The 16,639-nt window shown below is 42.6% G+C and carries 14 protein-coding genes, 5 tRNA genes and 1 pseudogene; 19 read left to right on the forward strand and 1 reads right to left on the reverse strand.

Going from position 1 to position 16,639, the window contains the following annotated elements:
- Positions 1-95: 95 nt before the first annotated feature.
- The 5 genes and pseudogenes from CEQ75_RS04080 (at position 96) to ilvC (ending at position 5,094) form a co-directional block, all read left to right on the forward strand.
- Positions 96-821: an ABC transporter ATP-binding protein gene (locus tag CEQ75_RS04080; RefSeq protein WP_089609196.1), complete on the forward strand. Its 726-nt coding sequence runs from the start codon at positions 96-98 to the stop codon at positions 819-821.
- Positions 808-1,559 (forward strand): annotated as a pseudogene (locus CEQ75_RS04085) (ABC transporter permease). Before CEQ75_RS04080 ends, CEQ75_RS04085 begins: the two are co-directional and overlap by 14 nt.
- 21 nt (positions 1,560-1,580) lie before the next feature.
- The gene (locus CEQ75_RS04090; RefSeq protein WP_089609197.1) at positions 1,581-3,014 is read left to right on the forward strand and encodes a sensor histidine kinase; all 1,434 of its coding nucleotides are present in this window, start codon (positions 1,581-1,583) and stop codon (positions 3,012-3,014) included.
- 40 nt (positions 3,015-3,054) lie between these two features.
- Entirely contained in the window at positions 3,055-3,759 is a 705-nt protein-coding gene (locus tag CEQ75_RS04095) for a response regulator transcription factor (RefSeq protein ID WP_089612497.1), read from the forward strand.
- A 342-nt stretch (positions 3,760-4,101) separates the two neighbouring features.
- Positions 4,102-5,094 (forward strand): ketol-acid reductoisomerase, encoded by a 993-nt coding sequence (gene ilvC, locus CEQ75_RS04100; protein WP_089609198.1) that lies wholly within the window; start codon positions 4,102-4,104, stop codon positions 5,092-5,094.
- Positions 5,095-5,148: 54 nt separating this feature from the next.
- Here the strand turns inward: ilvC and CEQ75_RS04105 are convergent, their stop codons facing one another.
- Positions 5,149-5,334 (reverse strand): 2-hydroxymuconate tautomerase, encoded by a 186-nt coding sequence (locus CEQ75_RS04105; RefSeq protein WP_089609199.1) that lies wholly within the window; start codon positions 5,332-5,334, stop codon positions 5,149-5,151.
- A gap of 272 nt (positions 5,335-5,606) precedes the next feature.
- Between CEQ75_RS04105 and CEQ75_RS04110 the strand changes: the two genes are divergently transcribed.
- The 14 genes from CEQ75_RS04110 (at position 5,607) to CEQ75_RS04180 (ending at position 16,474) form a co-directional block, all read left to right on the forward strand.
- Positions 5,607-6,689 (forward strand): 6-phosphofructokinase, encoded by a 1,083-nt coding sequence (locus CEQ75_RS04110; RefSeq protein WP_089609200.1) that lies wholly within the window; start codon positions 5,607-5,609, stop codon positions 6,687-6,689.
- Between the two features lie 330 nt (positions 6,690-7,019).
- Entirely contained in the window at positions 7,020-7,997 is a 978-nt protein-coding gene (locus tag CEQ75_RS04120) for a VanW family protein (RefSeq protein ID WP_198306628.1), read from the forward strand.
- Between the two features lie 46 nt (positions 7,998-8,043).
- On the forward strand, positions 8,044-9,450 hold the full coding sequence (locus CEQ75_RS04125; RefSeq protein ID WP_089609203.1) for an aspartate aminotransferase family protein: 1,407 nt from the start codon (positions 8,044-8,046) through the stop codon (positions 9,448-9,450).
- Positions 9,451-9,663: 213 nt separating this feature from the next.
- Entirely contained in the window at positions 9,664-11,073 is a 1,410-nt protein-coding gene (locus tag CEQ75_RS04130) for an NAD(P)/FAD-dependent oxidoreductase (RefSeq protein ID WP_089609204.1), read from the forward strand.
- A 57-nt stretch (positions 11,074-11,130) separates the two neighbouring features.
- Positions 11,131-12,414 (forward strand): adenylosuccinate synthase, encoded by a 1,284-nt coding sequence (locus CEQ75_RS04135; RefSeq protein WP_089609205.1) that lies wholly within the window; start codon positions 11,131-11,133, stop codon positions 12,412-12,414.
- Positions 12,415-12,651: 237 nt separating this feature from the next.
- A tRNA-Lys gene (locus CEQ75_RS04140) sits at positions 12,652-12,727 on the forward strand.
- A 10-nt stretch (positions 12,728-12,737) separates the two neighbouring features.
- Positions 12,738-12,816 (forward strand) — tRNA-Glu (locus tag CEQ75_RS04145).
- Positions 12,817-12,821: 5 nt separating this feature from the next.
- A tRNA-Val gene (locus CEQ75_RS04150) sits at positions 12,822-12,897 on the forward strand.
- 7 nt (positions 12,898-12,904) lie between these two features.
- Positions 12,905-12,981: transfer RNA gene (locus CEQ75_RS04155), tRNA-Asp, on the forward strand.
- Between the two features lie 71 nt (positions 12,982-13,052).
- Positions 13,053-13,126: transfer RNA gene (locus CEQ75_RS04160), tRNA-Gly, on the forward strand.
- A gap of 252 nt (positions 13,127-13,378) precedes the next feature.
- A complete protein-coding gene (locus CEQ75_RS04165) occupies positions 13,379-13,936 on the forward strand; it encodes an RNA polymerase sigma factor (RefSeq protein WP_157677325.1) in 558 nt (185 codons plus the stop codon).
- Positions 13,923-14,633: a DUF4367 domain-containing protein gene (locus CEQ75_RS04170; protein ID WP_089609207.1), complete on the forward strand. Its 711-nt coding sequence runs from the start codon at positions 13,923-13,925 to the stop codon at positions 14,631-14,633. Before CEQ75_RS04165 ends, CEQ75_RS04170 begins: the two co-directional genes overlap by 14 nt.
- 98 nt (positions 14,634-14,731) lie before the next feature.
- Positions 14,732-15,166 (forward strand): hypothetical protein, encoded by a 435-nt coding sequence (locus tag CEQ75_RS04175; RefSeq protein WP_089609208.1) that lies wholly within the window; start codon positions 14,732-14,734, stop codon positions 15,164-15,166.
- Between the two features lie 141 nt (positions 15,167-15,307).
- Positions 15,308-16,474, forward strand: coding sequence for a YrpD family protein (locus CEQ75_RS04180; RefSeq protein WP_089609209.1), 1,167 nt, complete (start codon positions 15,308-15,310; stop codon positions 16,472-16,474).
- The last annotated feature ends 165 nt before the right edge of the window (positions 16,475-16,639 follow it).

Here is a 16,639-nt window from a genome sequence, read left to right on the forward strand (position 1 = left end):
ACGAAAGTTTACGTGGAATGTTAAAGAATCAGACCAATTCAGGCAGAGTGCAAGCTTTGCCTGAATTAGGTTTTTGGTAATGGGGAGGCATGATCATGGAGAAAATAATTGAAATAAAAGAGCTGACCAAGATCTATTCCAATGGCCGGGGTATTGAGGATGTGAATTTAAAGATCCATCAAGGTGATATTTTCGGTTTTTTAGGTCCTAATGGAGCGGGCAAAACCACAGCGATGAAAATTATGACGGGACTGATCAGGCCTGATCAGGGTTCGGTCAAGCTCTTTGGTTATGATATTGTTGAAGCATATGAAAAGGCCATGGCTGAGGTAGGCTGTTTAATCGAGGTGGTGGAGTCTTACCCTTATCTCAGTGCCTATGATAATTTAAAACAGCTGGCCCGCTTTTATCCTTCGGTGGATAAGACACGCATCGAAGAGGTTTTGGAGATTACCGGGATTTACCGTTATAAGGATGAAAAACCGAAAAAGTTTTCCCTGGGGATGAAGCAACGCTTAGGACTGGCCATGGCGATCTTATCCCACCCGAAGCTTTTGATTTTAGATGAGCCTTTAAACGGGTTGGATGTGGAAGGCATGATTGATATTCGCAATCTGATCAAAGATTTGGCAAAAAATGAGGGCACTACCTTTTTTATTTCCAGCCATTTGATTCATGATGTGGAGCTGACCTGTACCCGGATCGGGGTAATATATAATGGCAAGATTCTCAATGTGGATGATACGGAGAACATTCTAAAGAATTATGCCAGCCTGGAAAATTACTTTGTCAGTGAGGTGGAAAGTAATGGCCGTGTTTAAAGTGGCTTTCATCAATGAACTGGAAAAACTATATAAAAAAAAGAAGGCCGTGGCTGCGGTCATCCTCTCTTTTCTGGTGATTATCCTGGGTCAATTGCTGATTTTAGGCGTGCGCTCCGGCTTTGGCATCAGAGGGGCCGGTGGGGGGATTTTCCCCTCTTAGTCTTATCTGTGGTGATTTATTCTCTGTTGCCCTTATTTGTCGCGCTCGTTACCATTGATAGCTTTTCCGGGGAATTTGCTAATCAAATCATCCGCATTACCTTGACTCGACCGGTGAGCCGCTTCAAAATTTTTGCAGCCAAGGTATGCGCCATTGCTGTTTTTATCCTTTTTACCTTATTGATTGTTTTCGTTTTTTCCACGATTATCGGCGTTCTCTTTAATGGGAATGGGATGGACTGGTCCGGGCTGGGCAGATCTCTCCTTGCTTACTTAGCCAGTCTCTTGCCTCTGTTGATTTTGACTCTGGGCATTATCTTGCTGACTCATATTATGAAAAGCGGTATCTCTGTTTTCTTTATGGTCATCTTATTGTTTGGTGCCAGCCAGGTTCTTGCATTGGTTTTTCCCCAATATTCCAGCATTTTTATCACGACCCATCTGGGTTGGTATAAAATATGGCTGGCCCAGCCTTTTCCTGTAAGTGTTATTCTTAGGGATTTGTTTCTGATGACAGGATTTGGGATGATGCTCTTTGTGGCCGGTTTATATCTCTTTGAGAGGAAGGAATTCTAAGGGTAATGAAAGGGAGATCGGATGAATCTTAAGAAACGATTGCTTCTGGCAAATTTCATGACGGCAGCCTTTCCCTTGGTGATCACCGTTTTATTGACCTTGATCTTTCTATTTTTTTATGGAAAATTGTTCGATCCTAATCTCTCAATTGACCGCTATCAACAATTATCCAATATTGAGCAGCAATTTTTCCATCATCAGCAAAATCTCCTGGAGGGACGGCCGGAAACCATTGAAGAAGAGGGCAATCAGCAGCAATTATTAGATCAACTGGAGAGAATCGACGGAGAACTGGTGATCCTGAAAAACGATCAATTATTGTTTTCCTCTGGTGATTTTACCCAGATTGATGTGGCCAAATTGAGCCAGGCAGAAAACCCTTTGGGCAGCAATGACCAAGTGATGATTAATAATATCTCCTATATGGTCCGATCGGTGCAATTGAACTATCCGGACGGAGCCCTGGCTCAAGTGATCCTGATGGCTCCGGTGCCGGATACTGCTCTTAGTTTGAATGTTGTTTTGTCGTTTATGGTGCTGGTTTTCCTTATCTCTTTGATCATCACCAATTTTTTTATCAGTCAACAGCTTTCCCAGACCATTTTGCAGCCTATTCAACATCTGCAGCAGGCAGCCGGGGAGATCAGCAAGGGGAATTTGGAGCAAGAAATCCTGGCCGAAGGGGATCAGGAGCTTCAAGAGCTTTGCCGGGATCTGGAAATGATGCGCATCAAGCTTAAAGAATTGATCCATAACCAATTAAGGTACGAAGACAATCGAAAAATGTTAATAACCAGCATGTCCCATGATTTAAAAACCCCCATTACCTCCATTAAAGGTTACGTGGAAGGAATTTTAGATGGGGTGGCTAACAATCCGGAGAAAATTAAAAAATATTTAAACACGATAGTGTTGAAAGCAGACCAGGTAGACCAATTAATCGATGATCTGCTGCTTTTTTCTAAATTGGATTTGAATCAAATTCCTTTCCAATTAGAGCGGGTCACTATTTCTGATTATTTGAAATCTGTTTTGGCGGAGCATGAGCTGGAGCTGGAAAGAAAGAAAATAAAATTATTTTATCACAACGATCTGGATCAGGAACAATTTATATTTCTTGATCGGGAGAAGATGAAACGGGTGGTTATGAATATCCTGGACAATGCTGCTAAGTATGTCCCGGAAGGTTATGGGGAGATCCATGTTCGTCTGAGGGAGACCAATACCGGTGTGATTATAGAATTTCGTGATAACGGTGCGGGGATTCGGGAAAAAGATTTGCCTTTTATCTTTGACCGCTTTTATCGTGGAGATCAGGCTCGCACAGACCGGAAAGGCAGCGGTCTGGGCCTTGCCATCGGGAAACAAATTGTGGAAGGCCATCAGGGGCGTATCTGGGCGGTACCGGCGACTGAGGGGGGTACCAGCATCATGATTTCTCTTTGCAAAGGTTGATTGGGGGATGGTTATGAAGGGCATGAAAGGTATGATAGGTATGAAAAGGATCTTAATTGTGGAGGATGACTCCAGTATTGCGGAATTGGAAAAGGATTATCTGGAGGTAGCCGGTTTTCAGGTTGAGGTTTGTCCCGATGGATTAGAAGCCTTTAGCCTGATCAAAGAAAAGGACTATGACCTTTTAATCATTGATATTATGCTTCCCGGGATGGACGGGCTGGAGATCCTGCGCCATATCCAGGAGGAGAAGGATATCCCGGTTCTGCTCGTTTCAGCCAAGAAAGAAGAAATCGATAAGATTAAAGGCTTAAGTCTGGGGGCGGACGATTACATTACTAAGCCTTTCAGCCCGGGGGAGCTAGTGGCTCGGGTTCAGTCTCACTTGAAAAATTACGAGAGACTAAAGAAAATCTTACAGGGAAATGTAAAAAAACAAGAATCCTCTCTCCTCTCCATCCGGGGTTTGCGCATCGAAACAGAAGCACGCCGGGTTTTTATGAATGAACAGGAAGTGAATCTTGCTCATAAAGAATTTGATCTCCTGCTATTTTTGGCCAAGCATCCCAATCGGGTCTTCGGCCGGGAGGAGTTATTTGAAAAGGTCTGGGGCATGGACGCTTTGGGGGATGCGGCCACGGTCACTGTTCATATCGCCCGTATCCGGGAAAAAATCGAAATCAATCCCGCCCAGCCTCAATATGTGGAAACCGTATGGGGTGCCGGGTATCGTTTTCGGGTGTAGAACAGGGTGTGTAGAACAGGGGACGGTTCTTTGTAGAACAGGGGACGGTTCTTTGTTTGACAAAAACATCATCAGGATAGCCGACTACTGGTGACGATATTCTTAAAAGATTTTAAAGATCTTGAGGGGAATTCATCAAGACAGATATCCAAACTTGCAGAGTTTACTGTTAATAAGATTTTAGGTTTCAAACAAAGAACCGTCCCCTGTTTACCCCCTTTTGTTAAAAAAACTTGCACTATACGGAGTACTGATGTACAATGATATAATAATTAAGATATACCATGACATAATAATGAAAAGGTATAGTGAGATATTTTCACTAAAGGGAGGAAATGTTGTATGGCAAAGATGTATTATGATAATGATGCGGATCTATCCTTACTTAAAGGAAAAAAAATAGCGGTGCTTGGTTACGGCAGCCAGGGACATGCTCAAGCGCAAAGTCTGCAAGACAGTGGCTTAGATGTGATTGTTGCCGAAATAAAAGGTAGTAAGAGCTGGGACCGGGCTGTGGCCGACGGGATGAAGGTAACTACCACTGCTGAAGCGGCAGAACAGGCCGACATGATACATATCTTATTGCCCGATGAAGTTCAGGCGGAGGTTTATCGGGAATCTATTGCCCCCCACTTAAAAGCGGGAAATATTATCGGCTTTTCCCATGGTTTCAATATTCATTTTGCTCAAATTGTTCCGCCGGAAGATGTGGATGTGATTATGATTGCCCCTAAAGGACCGGGACATTTGGTACGGCGGCAGTTTAAGGAAGGTGCCGGTGTTCCCTGTCTCATCGCTGTGCAGCAAGACTATTCCGGGAAGGCAAGAGATATTGCTTTAGCTTTTGCCAAAGGAATCGGCGGTACCCGAGCCGGTGTGCTTGAGACTACCTTTAAGGAAGAAACAGAAACCGACCTGTTTGGGGAGCAGGCTGTTCTATGCGGCGGTTTAACCCATCTGATCCGATCAGGTTTTGAAACTTTGGTTGAAGCCGGCTATCAACCGGAAGTTGCTTACTTCGAATGTCTCCATGAAATGAAATTGATTGTGGATCTGATTTATGAAGGCGGCATTGCTAATATGAGATACTCCATCAGTGATACAGCTGAGTGGGGGGATATTGCGACCGGACCGCGCATTATCACAGATGAGACCAAAAAGGAAATGAAAAAAGTTCTTGAAGAGATCCAGGACGGTAAATTTGCCCAAGGATGGATTTTGGAAAATAAAGCGGGCCGTCCCATGTACAATGCTATTGTGAAACGGGATAAAGCCCATCAAATTGAAACTGTAGGCAAAGAACTGCGCGGGATGATGTCCTGGCTGAAAAAATAATGAATGCAAAAAACCCTTCTCCTTGATCAGGCAGAAGGGTTTTTTTCCGATTAATTACTTATCGGCATTAAGAACGCCGGCTGTAGCATACTCGTCTTTTTCCATTTCCCGGATAATAATCGTAACTGCTTCCGGGGGACAGGTAAGGGTTCGGGTAATGGCTTCAGTAACTTCCTTTACCATAGCGCGTTTTTGCTCCAAAGTGCGTCCTTTTAATATTTCCATTTGAACGACAGGCATGGGATCACCTCCATAATTTAAATATTTATGATTTTGAATAGCTATCATTTCGACAAGTATGCCCAAATTCCTTTTGTGGAATGCTTTTCGGGTTCTTTTTTTTCAAAAAGAGGGATTTAAGGAAAGTATGTCAAAGTGAACACCAGCACCTATAAGTGTGAGCGAATTAGCATAGAAGTAGGAGACTTCTTGGCAATTTAGATTAAAGTTGTTAAAATAGAAAATAATAGCAAGGCAGATGCTTTAGGAGATTTTTTAAGGAGGTCATAAATATGAGGATTGGCGTATTGACAGGAGGAGGGGATTGTCCCGGCCTCAACGCAGTGATTCGGGCGGTGGTAAAAACAGCGATCCGTGATTATGGAATGGAAGTCTGGGGCATAAAAAACGGTTACAGTGGTTTGGTGGAAGATGAAATCATCCCTTTAGGTATGGAATCGGTAGTGGGGATCCTGCCCAGGGGTGGGACGATTTTGGGCACAACGAATCGGGACAGTCCTTTTCGCTACCAGGTTGTCACCAATGGCCAGGTTGCTTATGTGGATAAATCAAAACAGGCGATGGAAGTGATCCGCAAAAGAGGATTAGATGCCCTGATCATCATTGGAGGTGACGGTTCTTTAAATATTGCCCAAAAGTTTTATGATCTGGGCATCAATGTGATTGGCGTACCCAAAACCATTGATAATGATATTTCGGGAACAGATATGACCTTTGGTTTTGATACCGCCATGGCCACTGCCACGGAAGCGATAGATAAGCTTCATACCACTGCAGAAAGCCATCATCGCATTATGATTTTGGAGGTAATGGGCCGGGATGCCGGCTGGATCGCGATCCATTCCGGAATTGCCGGCGGGGCAGATGTAATCTTAATTCCGGAAATTCCCTTTACCTTTGAAAAAATATCTGCCAAAATTCAGGAGCGTGTGGCCCGGGGACGAAATTTTAGTATTGTTGTGGTTGCGGAAGGTGCCGCTCCAATGGGGGGCGGACAGGTGACGGCTGGCGTTAATGAGGGAAATATTTTTAATCCTGTGAAATTAGGCGGCATTGGGCAATATGTCCAAGAGAAAATCACAACTTGTACCGGTCAGGAAACAAGAGTTACTGTTTTGGGACATTTACAAAGAGGCGGGAGCCCTACCCCTTTTGATCGCCTTCTGGCTACACGGTACGGTTCCGCAGCTGTTCATGCCCTGGCCCGGGGGGAGCAGGATGTGATGACCTCCCTCCACGGTCAGGACGTGATCACCATTCCACTTATGGAAGGAATCAAACAACAAAAACAAGTGCCGCCCCAGGGAGAATTAGTGCGCACGGCGAAAGCCTTAGGCATTAGTTTTGGAGATTAAAGTTGCACTGTAGTTTAGAGTCTTGTCGTTTTGGTAAAATTAGCATGAAGGACTGATTGTATTGAGTTGGCTGGGGATTCTTTTAATCCTAATTGGTACTTGGTTCTTTTTTCACCCGGAACAGGGTGTAGAAAGGATTTTTCAGGGAATATACAAAAGGCAAACTGTCCCCGTCAGGCGGTCCCATATTTTGGGGGCCCGGGTTCTTGCCTTATTGTGGTTATTTGTGGGGGTATTGATTCTTTTTAAAAAGTAAAATTGCAAATTCGTCTATTTTTTTACCTGTCCTTGGCATATAATGGGATGGTGGAAAAAGGAGGAAGGTTGATTTTGAAAAAAAACGATAGAACAAGATGTTTTTTAATGGTTGTTGTTTTAATGGTGGTTATCCAAACGGGGGCTTGGGCCCAAGAGGAACTTACCATGGAAATTTATCAAGGGGGTCTTAACCGGCAGATCACTGTGACCGCTATTACGGGAGATACGACTTATTTGCCGGTACGTCAGATGTCGGAGCTTATCGGTCTTCCATTACAATGGGAGCCAAATTTATCAGCGGTGGTTTGTTATTCTTATGAGCAGGTGACGGTAATTCCGCCTGGTATCAATCAGATTTATATCATTAAAGACAAGATCGCAACCTATCAAGTGACGGGGAAGCCATTTATGGAAAAAGGCCGGGTATATATGCCTTTAAGAAGTTTGGAAACCTTAGGTGTGGGGGTAATTTATGACCCTGTGACCACCAAGCGCAGTATCTATGTCCCGGAAAATATTCAACGCTCCCCGGGAACCATTTCACTGGAACAAGTCATTCAAGTGCGGGATATGATTGCCAAAGAGCGGGCGAAAATGCCACAGAAGATCGGCAGTTTCAGCACTAATTTTAATGCATCGGACAAAGAGCGCACCCAAAATTTGAAACTGGCAGCTCAAGCGATTCATAATATTGAACTAAGTCCCGGAAAACGCTTTTCCTTTAATGAAACGGTGGGACCGCGAACACCCCAGAGAGGCTATGAAAAAGCGGGCGTCTTTGTCAATAAAGAGCTGGTGGATGGTTATGGGGGAGGTATCTGCCAGGTTTCCAGCACATTGTATAATGCAGTGCAAAATGCCGGACTCTCTATTGTAGAGAGGCATTCCCATAGTTTGCCGGTGTCCTATGTTCCGAAAGGTAAGGATGCTACTGTCAGTTACGGGGCTTTAGATTTTAAGTTTAAAAATAACCTGGAGACTCCTGTTTCTTTAAAAACAAGAGTAGAAGGAAATAAATTAACCATTGAGGTATATTTAATGCCCTATTAATTCGGATTTTAATTCAGATTTTTTGCTGCAAAGGAGGTAGAAGTTTTTGGAAGTTTCCGATCAATTATCTAAGTTTTTGAGTCTGAAAGAAGCTCTATCAATATCCCGGGAGGAAAACAGAGAAAACCATCGTAACTTTATCAACCCGGAATTAGTAACCATGATGGGTTTGATTAATTTTGATAAATTATTTGTGCGGGCCCGGGATTGTTCCGTATGGGATGAGATGGGCCAAGAATATCTGGACTTTTTAGGGGGATATGGCGCACTTAATTTAGGACATAATCATCCCGAAATCAGTAGTGCCCTGACGCTGGTGGAAGAGTCTCCTAATATTTTGCAAGCCGCCTTAAATCCGTTAGCCGGTGCCTTGGCCAGGGATCTGGCGATTGTCACACCTGGAGATCTCAAATACAGTTTCTTCGGCAACAGCGGTGCGGAGGCGGTGGAAGGAGCCTTGAAGCTTGCCCGGGCTGCTACAGGAAGGACTAAGATTGTTTCCTGCCAAGGGTCTTTTCATGGGAAGTCTTTTGGGGCGCTGTCAGTCACGGGACGGGACAAATACCGCAAGCCCTTTCATCCATTATTGCCGGGGATAAGCTTTATTCCCTATGGGGATGCAGACGCTTTGGCCGGGGAATTATCAGTCGGTGACAAGGCCGCCTTTATTGTGGAGCCAATTCAGGGGGAGGGGGGGATTATTGTCCCTCCCGTAGGTTATTTACGGCAGGTCAGGGAACTTTGTGACAAGTATGATACTTTGCTGATCCTAGATGAAATTCAGACGGGTTTTGGCCGGACAGGCCGCATGTTTGCCTGTGAGCATGAAGAGGTAGTGCCGGATGTGATGTGTCTGGCCAAGTCCTTCGGTGGCGGGGTCATGCCCTTAGGGGCGTACATTGCCACAGAAGAGGTGTGGAAAAAAGCCTATGGCGCCTTGGAAAAAGCGACCTTGCACACCTCCACTTTTGGGGGTAACTGCCGGGCTGCTGCTGCCGGTATCACAGCTTTGGAAATTATGATGCGGGAAAATATCGCCGCTGCTGCCGAGGAAAAGGGTGCTTATCTTAAAGGAAAATTGGACGAGTTGAAAAGTCAGTACCCCTTTATCAAAGAGGTGCGAGGCAGAGGGTTGATGCTGGGTTTGGAATTTGCCCAGGAGGAACACAAAATCTTAAACACCCTGTCGGGAGGGGCATTGGAGAAGGCATCCCAGGAATATTTAGGCTCATTAATCGCCGGAGAATTGATGAATAAACATCATATTATTACTGCCTATACCTTGAATAATCCCAATGTGATTCGACTGGAACCTCCCTTAACGATCACTTATCCTCAAATGGACCGCATGATTGAGGCATTGACCCAGGTTTTGCGAAAAAATAAAGGGTTTGGGGACATGGTCATGTCCAGTGCTAAAACCATCATTGGCAGTTTACTGAAGAAAAAATAACCGAATATTAACACAAATAAGCGGTGGAATATTCGGATTTTGTTTGACATTTTTTAAACCCTCTGCTAGTATAATTGTGAGGAATAGTGTATTTTATGAAAGAATCATAATGATAAAGCATGGACCTGAATAGGAAATATTAAAACTACCTGTTCAGGTGGTTTTTGTGTCTAAAGTGCAAATGTGAAGCAAGACAGAACGGGGGCAATGCAAATGGAAAATAAGTACGATGTGGTCATCATTGGAGCAGGTCCGGCGGGGATTTTTACTGCAATTGAATTGACCAGAAAAAAACCCCAGGTTCATGTTCTTATTATTGATAAAGGGCATACTATTGACAAACGGGCCTGTCCCGCCAGGGATCAAGGGAAGTGCATAAATTGTGATCCTTGCGCCATCACCAGCGGATGGTCCGGAGCCGGAGCTTTTAGTGACGGGAAGCTTTCTCTTTCCCCTGATGTGGGTGGGCGGATCATGGATTATATGTCTCGGGAAGAAGCCCAGGCAGGAATTAATTATGCAGATAAAATATATTTAGAATTCGGTGCTCAGGAAATGGTATATGGGCTGGATGAAAAAAAAGTAGATGACATTGCCTATGAGGCTTCCAAGTACAGTATCCAGCTGATTCCTTGTCCGGTAAGACATTTGGGCACAGAACGGGCCTTTAATGTACTCCGGGGCATGTATCGTTATCTGATTAACGAAACTAATACCAGTTTTATGGAGGCGACCAGGGTTGAAGAAATTTTGACCCTTGAAGATCGGGTACAAGGAGTTTTGGTTAAACCCAAGGGGCAAGAGCCTTTTGAAATGTTAGCCGATTTCGTAGTTGCAGCGCCAGGCCGGGGGGGAGCGGAATGGCTTGCCCGGCAAACCCAGACTCTAAACATCAAAACGGATAATAATGAAGTGGATATTGGCGTGCGGGTAGAAGTGCCGAATTCTGTCATGGATCATCTTACCCGCGATCTCTACGAAGCAAAACTGGTTTATTACTCTGATACTTTTGATAACAGGGTGCGCTCATTTTGTGTTAATCCCGGCGGCGTGGTTTCCGAAGAGCATTATGAGCGCAAGCTCGCTGTAGTAAATGGGCATAGCTATGCCGATGAAAATCTGAAGACAAAAAACACCAATTTTGCTCTTTTGGTATCAACCAGGTTCACGGAACCATTTAATGAGCCCATTGCCTACGGGGAATATATTGCTCGCCTGGCTAATATGCTCACAGGAGGCGGTGTAATGGTCCAACGTCTGGGGGATGTCTTAAAAGGACGGCGCACGGATTATGACCGTTTAAAAAAATCAACGACGATTCCTACCTTGAAAACCGCGGTGCCCGGGGATTTAAGTTATGTACTGCCGGCCCGTTATTTAACCTCGATTATTGAGACCTTGAAAGCTTTTGATCATATTGCGCCGGGCTTATATGCCAGGAATACCTTGCTTTATGGAGCTGAAGTTAAATTTTACTCATCCAAGGTGCGTGTTTCCGAAAACTTTGAAACGAATGTAGCCAATCTTTACACCATTGGTGACGGAGCCGGCATTACGAGAGGCTTAATGCAGGCATCGGTAACAGGTATTGTAGTAGCACGAGATATTTCGTCCAGGATATAATGAGCGGGAGATCTGAAGTATCATGCGTGTTAAATATAGTTAGTGGAGGTGCTGCTCATGTCGGCAGTAGTATTAATTGGGGCCCAATGGGGAGACGAAGGCAAAGGGAAAATTACAGATTTTCTGGCAGAAAAAGCAGATGTGGTTGTACGTTACCAGGGAGGCAGCAATGCCGGTCATACGGTAGTGGTGGGAGAGGAAGAATATAAACTTCATCTGATACCCTCAGGTATTTTATATCCTAATACCTCCTGCATTATCGGCAACGGTGTAGTAGTGGATATTGAGACATTGCTTAAGGAAATAGACAGCTTAAAAGAACGGGGCATAGAAACCGATCATCTACATATCTCCGATCGCGCCCATGTTATTATGCCTTATCATCTACTTTTGGACCAACTACAGGAAGAAGGAAAAGGTGATCAAAAGATCGGTACCACAAAAAAGGGTATTGGTCCGGCCTATGTCGATAAAGCTTCCCGAGTGGGAATACGTATGGTTGATCTTCTTGATCAGGATATTTTTGCCGCCAAGGTGGAAGCTAATTTAAAAGAAAAAAATCTTCTTTTTACGAAAGTATATGAGGTGGAAGGGTTTCAGGCAGAGGAGATCATTGCACAATTCAAACCTTTAATTGAACGGATCAAACCTTATTTGACGGATACTTCTCTTCTGGTTAACCATGCCTTGGAGCAGGGAGAAAATGTGCTCTTTGAAGGAGCCCAAGGAACTTTGTTGGATTTGGATCAGGGTACCTATCCTTTTGTCACCTCTTCTCATCCCACGGCAGGAGGAGCCTGTATTGGCGCCGGCGTCGGCCCCACAAAAATCAATAAGGTGCTGGGTGTCGTTAAAGCTTATACCACCCGGGTCGGGGAAGGGCCATTTCCTACAGAGTTAAACGATGCTATCGGAGAGATGATCCGTAAAGAAGGTTTTGAATTTGGTACCACCACGGGGCGTCCCCGGCGCTGCGGCTGGTTTGATGCGGTGATCGCACGTTACAGTGTGCGTATGAGCGGCTTAACAGGCCTTGCCTTGACGAAGTTGGATGTATTGGATAAATTAGACGAGATTAAAATCTGTTATGGATATGAGTATCAAGGGCAGGTTCTGTCTCAGTTCCCGTCCAGTCTGCAAACCCTGGAGGATTGTCGGCCCCTTTATGAGACCATGGAAGGCTGGCAGGAAGATACCAGTGAAGCCAGAACCTTTGAAGCATTGCCGGATAAAGCACAAAAATATATTAAGAGAATTGAAGAGCTTTCCGGAATCAAGGTTGTTCTTGTTGCAGTTGGGCCTAAAAGGGACCAAACCATTGTCCGGGAAGAACTGTATTAATGGATTAAGCAAAATTGCAGGATTGAAGGGGTGTATCATAACACCCCTTTTTTGATGAGCATAATTTTTAAATAAAAGAAGCAAATTACCTTGACAAAAGGGGAATTTTAGTGCAAAATATACAAGCGTGAGCAAAACAGAAATTCATTGTACTTCAACAGAAAAAAATAAACATTTTAAATTATTTTGTTGACAGAGAAAGCTTGTTGCAGTATAATAAGTTCCTGTGAGACATATGAGCCATTAGCTCAGTCGGTAGAGCACCTGACTTTTAATCAGGGTGTCCCGCGTTCGAGTCGCGGATGGCTCACCATTTTTATCTTGGCCCGTTGGAGAAGCGGCTTAACTCACCAGCCTTTCACGCTGGCAGTTTCAGGGGTTCGAATCCCCTACGGGTCACCAATTTTGGGTGATTAGCTCAGCTGGGAGAGCGCCTGCCTTACAAGCAGGATGTCGGCAGTTCGATCCTGTCATCGCCCACCATTTACGCGGAACTGTGGTGTAGTGGTCTAACATGCCGGCCTGTCACGCCGGAGATCGCGGGTTCAACTCCCGTCAGTTCCGCCATTTTTATTCAGCAGTTATTTAACTGCTCTTTCTTGTCTTTAAAGGGTTTTCTCATTATATAATCATATCTTGCGGGTGTAGCTCAGTGGTAGAGCGCTGGCTTCCCAAGCCAGTTATGTGGGTTCGATTCCCATCACCCGCTCCAAAAAACGAAACAAAACAGATGTTATCATGCATCTGTTTTGTTTCGTTTTTTTATACTTTCGGAACATATAAGTTCCAAGTTTCCCTTTCGCAATGGGTTTGATACAATATCATTTCGTGACATAATATGCTATAATTTACAGCATATATTTTTAAGCAAATGAATGACTGGAACTTTAAATATTTCAACTTTCGGTTGTATTTTTATCTTCCTACAAAAATAGGCTGGATTGAAAGGTTAAGAGGAGAGAACATGTTATCATTTTATATTGATATGTTGGATGATCATGAGAAAAAAGATAAGTTGATAAGCATATATGAAAAATACTACGGCACGATGCTGGGCGTTGCCAAAAGCATCATACCTGACCATGCTCTTGCTGAAGATGCGGTATCAGAATCAATCATAACCATAATAAAAAATTTGCATAAAATTTACGACGTTTCAAGTCACAAAACGAGGGTCTATATTGTTATTATAGTAAGGAGCCGTTCCATTAATATATTGAATAAGCAAAATAAACATAAGAGTGAACATATCGAAGGTGAGGAGATATCTGATGGCAGCATTCCTGTCTTAGATGACTTAACCGCTAGAGAGGCTTGCGACAATATTATTAGCCATATTCAAGCATTACCCAAGTCATTATCGGAGGCATTGTTTTTATCGGTAGTGATGGGACATTCAAACAAAGAAATATCAGATTTACTAAGAATATCTAATGATGCTGTTAGACAAAGATTAAGTCGGGCGAAAGCTCAAGTGAAAACGAAACTTATGCTGGAGGGAATTGAATATGGAGAAAAATAATTTAGATGATAAATTATTTGACGCTATGCTAAAAATTGCCGTGGAAAAGGCCTTCGAGCAGGAAATGGATGAGTTGCCGTCTTGTGAGGAAATGAATGCACAATATAAGCCATCACCTAATTTAGATAAAAGAATAAGGAAGCTAATATCCAGGCACAGGTTCAATAAAAAGGTTTCCTCATGGAAAAAAACCGCCATGCGAGTTGCCGCTAGTGCCGCAATAGTAATTGTTGTTTCCGGCACAATATTACTTAGCGCTGAAGCAACGCGAAACTATATTTTTAACGCTGCTATAAGGTGGCAGGAAGATCATTTTTCAATTCAACATGGAGATAACGACAACAATAATGGCGTGATAGATGAAAAAATTTATAGACCTGCTTACTTGCCGGCTGGTTTTATGGAGACTTCTTTCAATGCTATAGGTGATATTATCAAGATTACTTACGAAAATGATAGTGGTATGACAATAATATTAAAGCAATCCCCGGCGCAATCTTCACATATACTTGTTGACCACGAAGATAAAAAATATTCAGTAATAAAGATCAATGGTAAGGAGGCATATTTATTTGAAACAACAAAGGATGATAAAAATAATTTGATATTATGGGAATCCCAAGGCATAATCTTCATGATCTCTTCCGAGATAGAAAGTGCAGAATTAATTTCCATGGCGGAGAGTATACAAAAATAATTTATTTTTTTTAAGAAATCATGTCACAAATCACCATTCTAATTTGTTATATAAGTAAAGGGATAAAAAGCCCAATAATAAAAAAGGATGGTGGTTTTATGATTGTAAGCAAAAAAGGACTGATGCCGATACTATTCGCATTCATCATAATTTTGACATCAAATATAGCGAATGCTTCTTCGGAAATAACGGAAGCTGAGGCAGAGATGCAGCCATTTTGGCAAAATATCTCTGATGTGACCGTAAACTTATCGATTACAAACGGCAAAGCAGAGCTCGCTGCAGCTGTTGACGGTTATCAGGGAGTAAATAAGATTACGGCAGTAGCGGTACTTGAACGATTGAACTCAAACGGCACGTATACTGAAATCGCACGATGGGATAACATCCGCTCGGATACCAGATATTTGAACTGGACTTCTACCCGTTATGTCGCTAAAGGCTATACATACCGTTTCAAGTTTATAGCCACGGCTTATAAAGATGGTGTAGGTGAAACAGTCAGTGCCAGCAAAAGTGCTAAAGCTTATTAATAGTAGATTGAGAATGACCGAAGAAAAATTAAACTCAAAAAATTGAGGGAACAAATTTTTTAGCTGCTTATAAAGGCTTTAATTATGATGTAGCCAATCAGTTTACATTGTACAAGACTTACTAAATTGGAGGAACAATTTATGAAAAATTTTAGATTCAATATTGTAAAAATACTTGCAAGTGTTTTCATGTTTAGCAATTTGATTACTCCTGTTGCTATGGCAGATGTGCAGTCTAAAGGTGAATTTATCGAATTAGAATCTTTAGAACAGTTTAATCCGGCAATTCATGCTGATATTAATCTACCTAAAGAAGTTAATCAAGCACCAGACTTGATCCTTAAAACAAATCAAGGACAAGTACCTGTGTATCTATCTGATGAATTAAAAACTACCCAGGATATTGAGTCATATGATTTTCGGGTATTTTTGCAAGAAGCTCTCAAAAACCAACCTGCTGACAGTAAAGAAAAGTTTAATAGCTTAAACAATGCATCAGAAGAATATGAGTTTGTATGTGTTGAAGATGAACAAACTCTTGCTTTTTATAACAATTCTGCAGGACAAGTGATGATGGAGGTTACATCAACTGATCGATCTATTGATGTACATGCAGAACAACCTGCAATTATACCTTTAGCTACTAATGTTAATTTACCGGATGGTTATGGTGCCAGGGCTAGAACATATAGCAGTTCAGCAGATTATATTACAGCTGCATTAAGATCTGGTGCACCAAATTACAATGGTTCAGTTCCTGATAATGGTGAAGAAGATCCTGAAAGTATTAATTTCTATAATTACCTTGGGTTCACAGTAGGTACCTTAGAAACAGATTTAGGTTTATTGTGGTCAAACACTTATCAAGGTTGGAAAATGTATGGCAAAGTAGTAGATGGATCTACTAAGTATTGGCATTATTTTCCTACTGCTACTACCACAAATCCTAACTTGGTTTATAAATCAACAGATGGTTATCCAACAACACTAAGAGTAGATAAATACTATAACTATAATGGTAATAATAGATTAAAGATGGAATTGAGCGGTACTCAAACAAATATGAATTCTGGTACTAGTATTCTAATTATGCCCAGAGGAACTACATCTAATGTTAAATATAAGTTGTTAACGACTATTGCTTCTAAAAGTGAATCAAATATTAAAACTGGCGCATCGATTTCTTCTAACTATAGAAATATTAAACTAGGTACATCAAACATAGGTTCTTTTGAAGCTTTAGAAACAGACAATGCTACATTAACTTATAATGGTTCTATATTATCTGCAAATGTAAAAAAAGAATAGAAATGAGTATTCCGGAGCATTTTGCGCCAACTGTCCGGTTAGCGGGAGCCATCATTCCGGTCTGATAGGGTCCAGTATTCCGGAATAAGAGAACCAGTTTCAGCATTTATTCCACGGTTCTCTTGACAACGAGCCCCCACCGGCATGTTTTCAGGCATTAGGGGC

The organism is Dehalobacterium formicoaceticum, assembly GCF_002224645.1.
In the GTDB taxonomy this organism is placed as follows: Bacteria; Bacillota; Dehalobacteriia; order Dehalobacteriales; family Dehalobacteriaceae; genus Dehalobacterium; species Dehalobacterium formicoaceticum.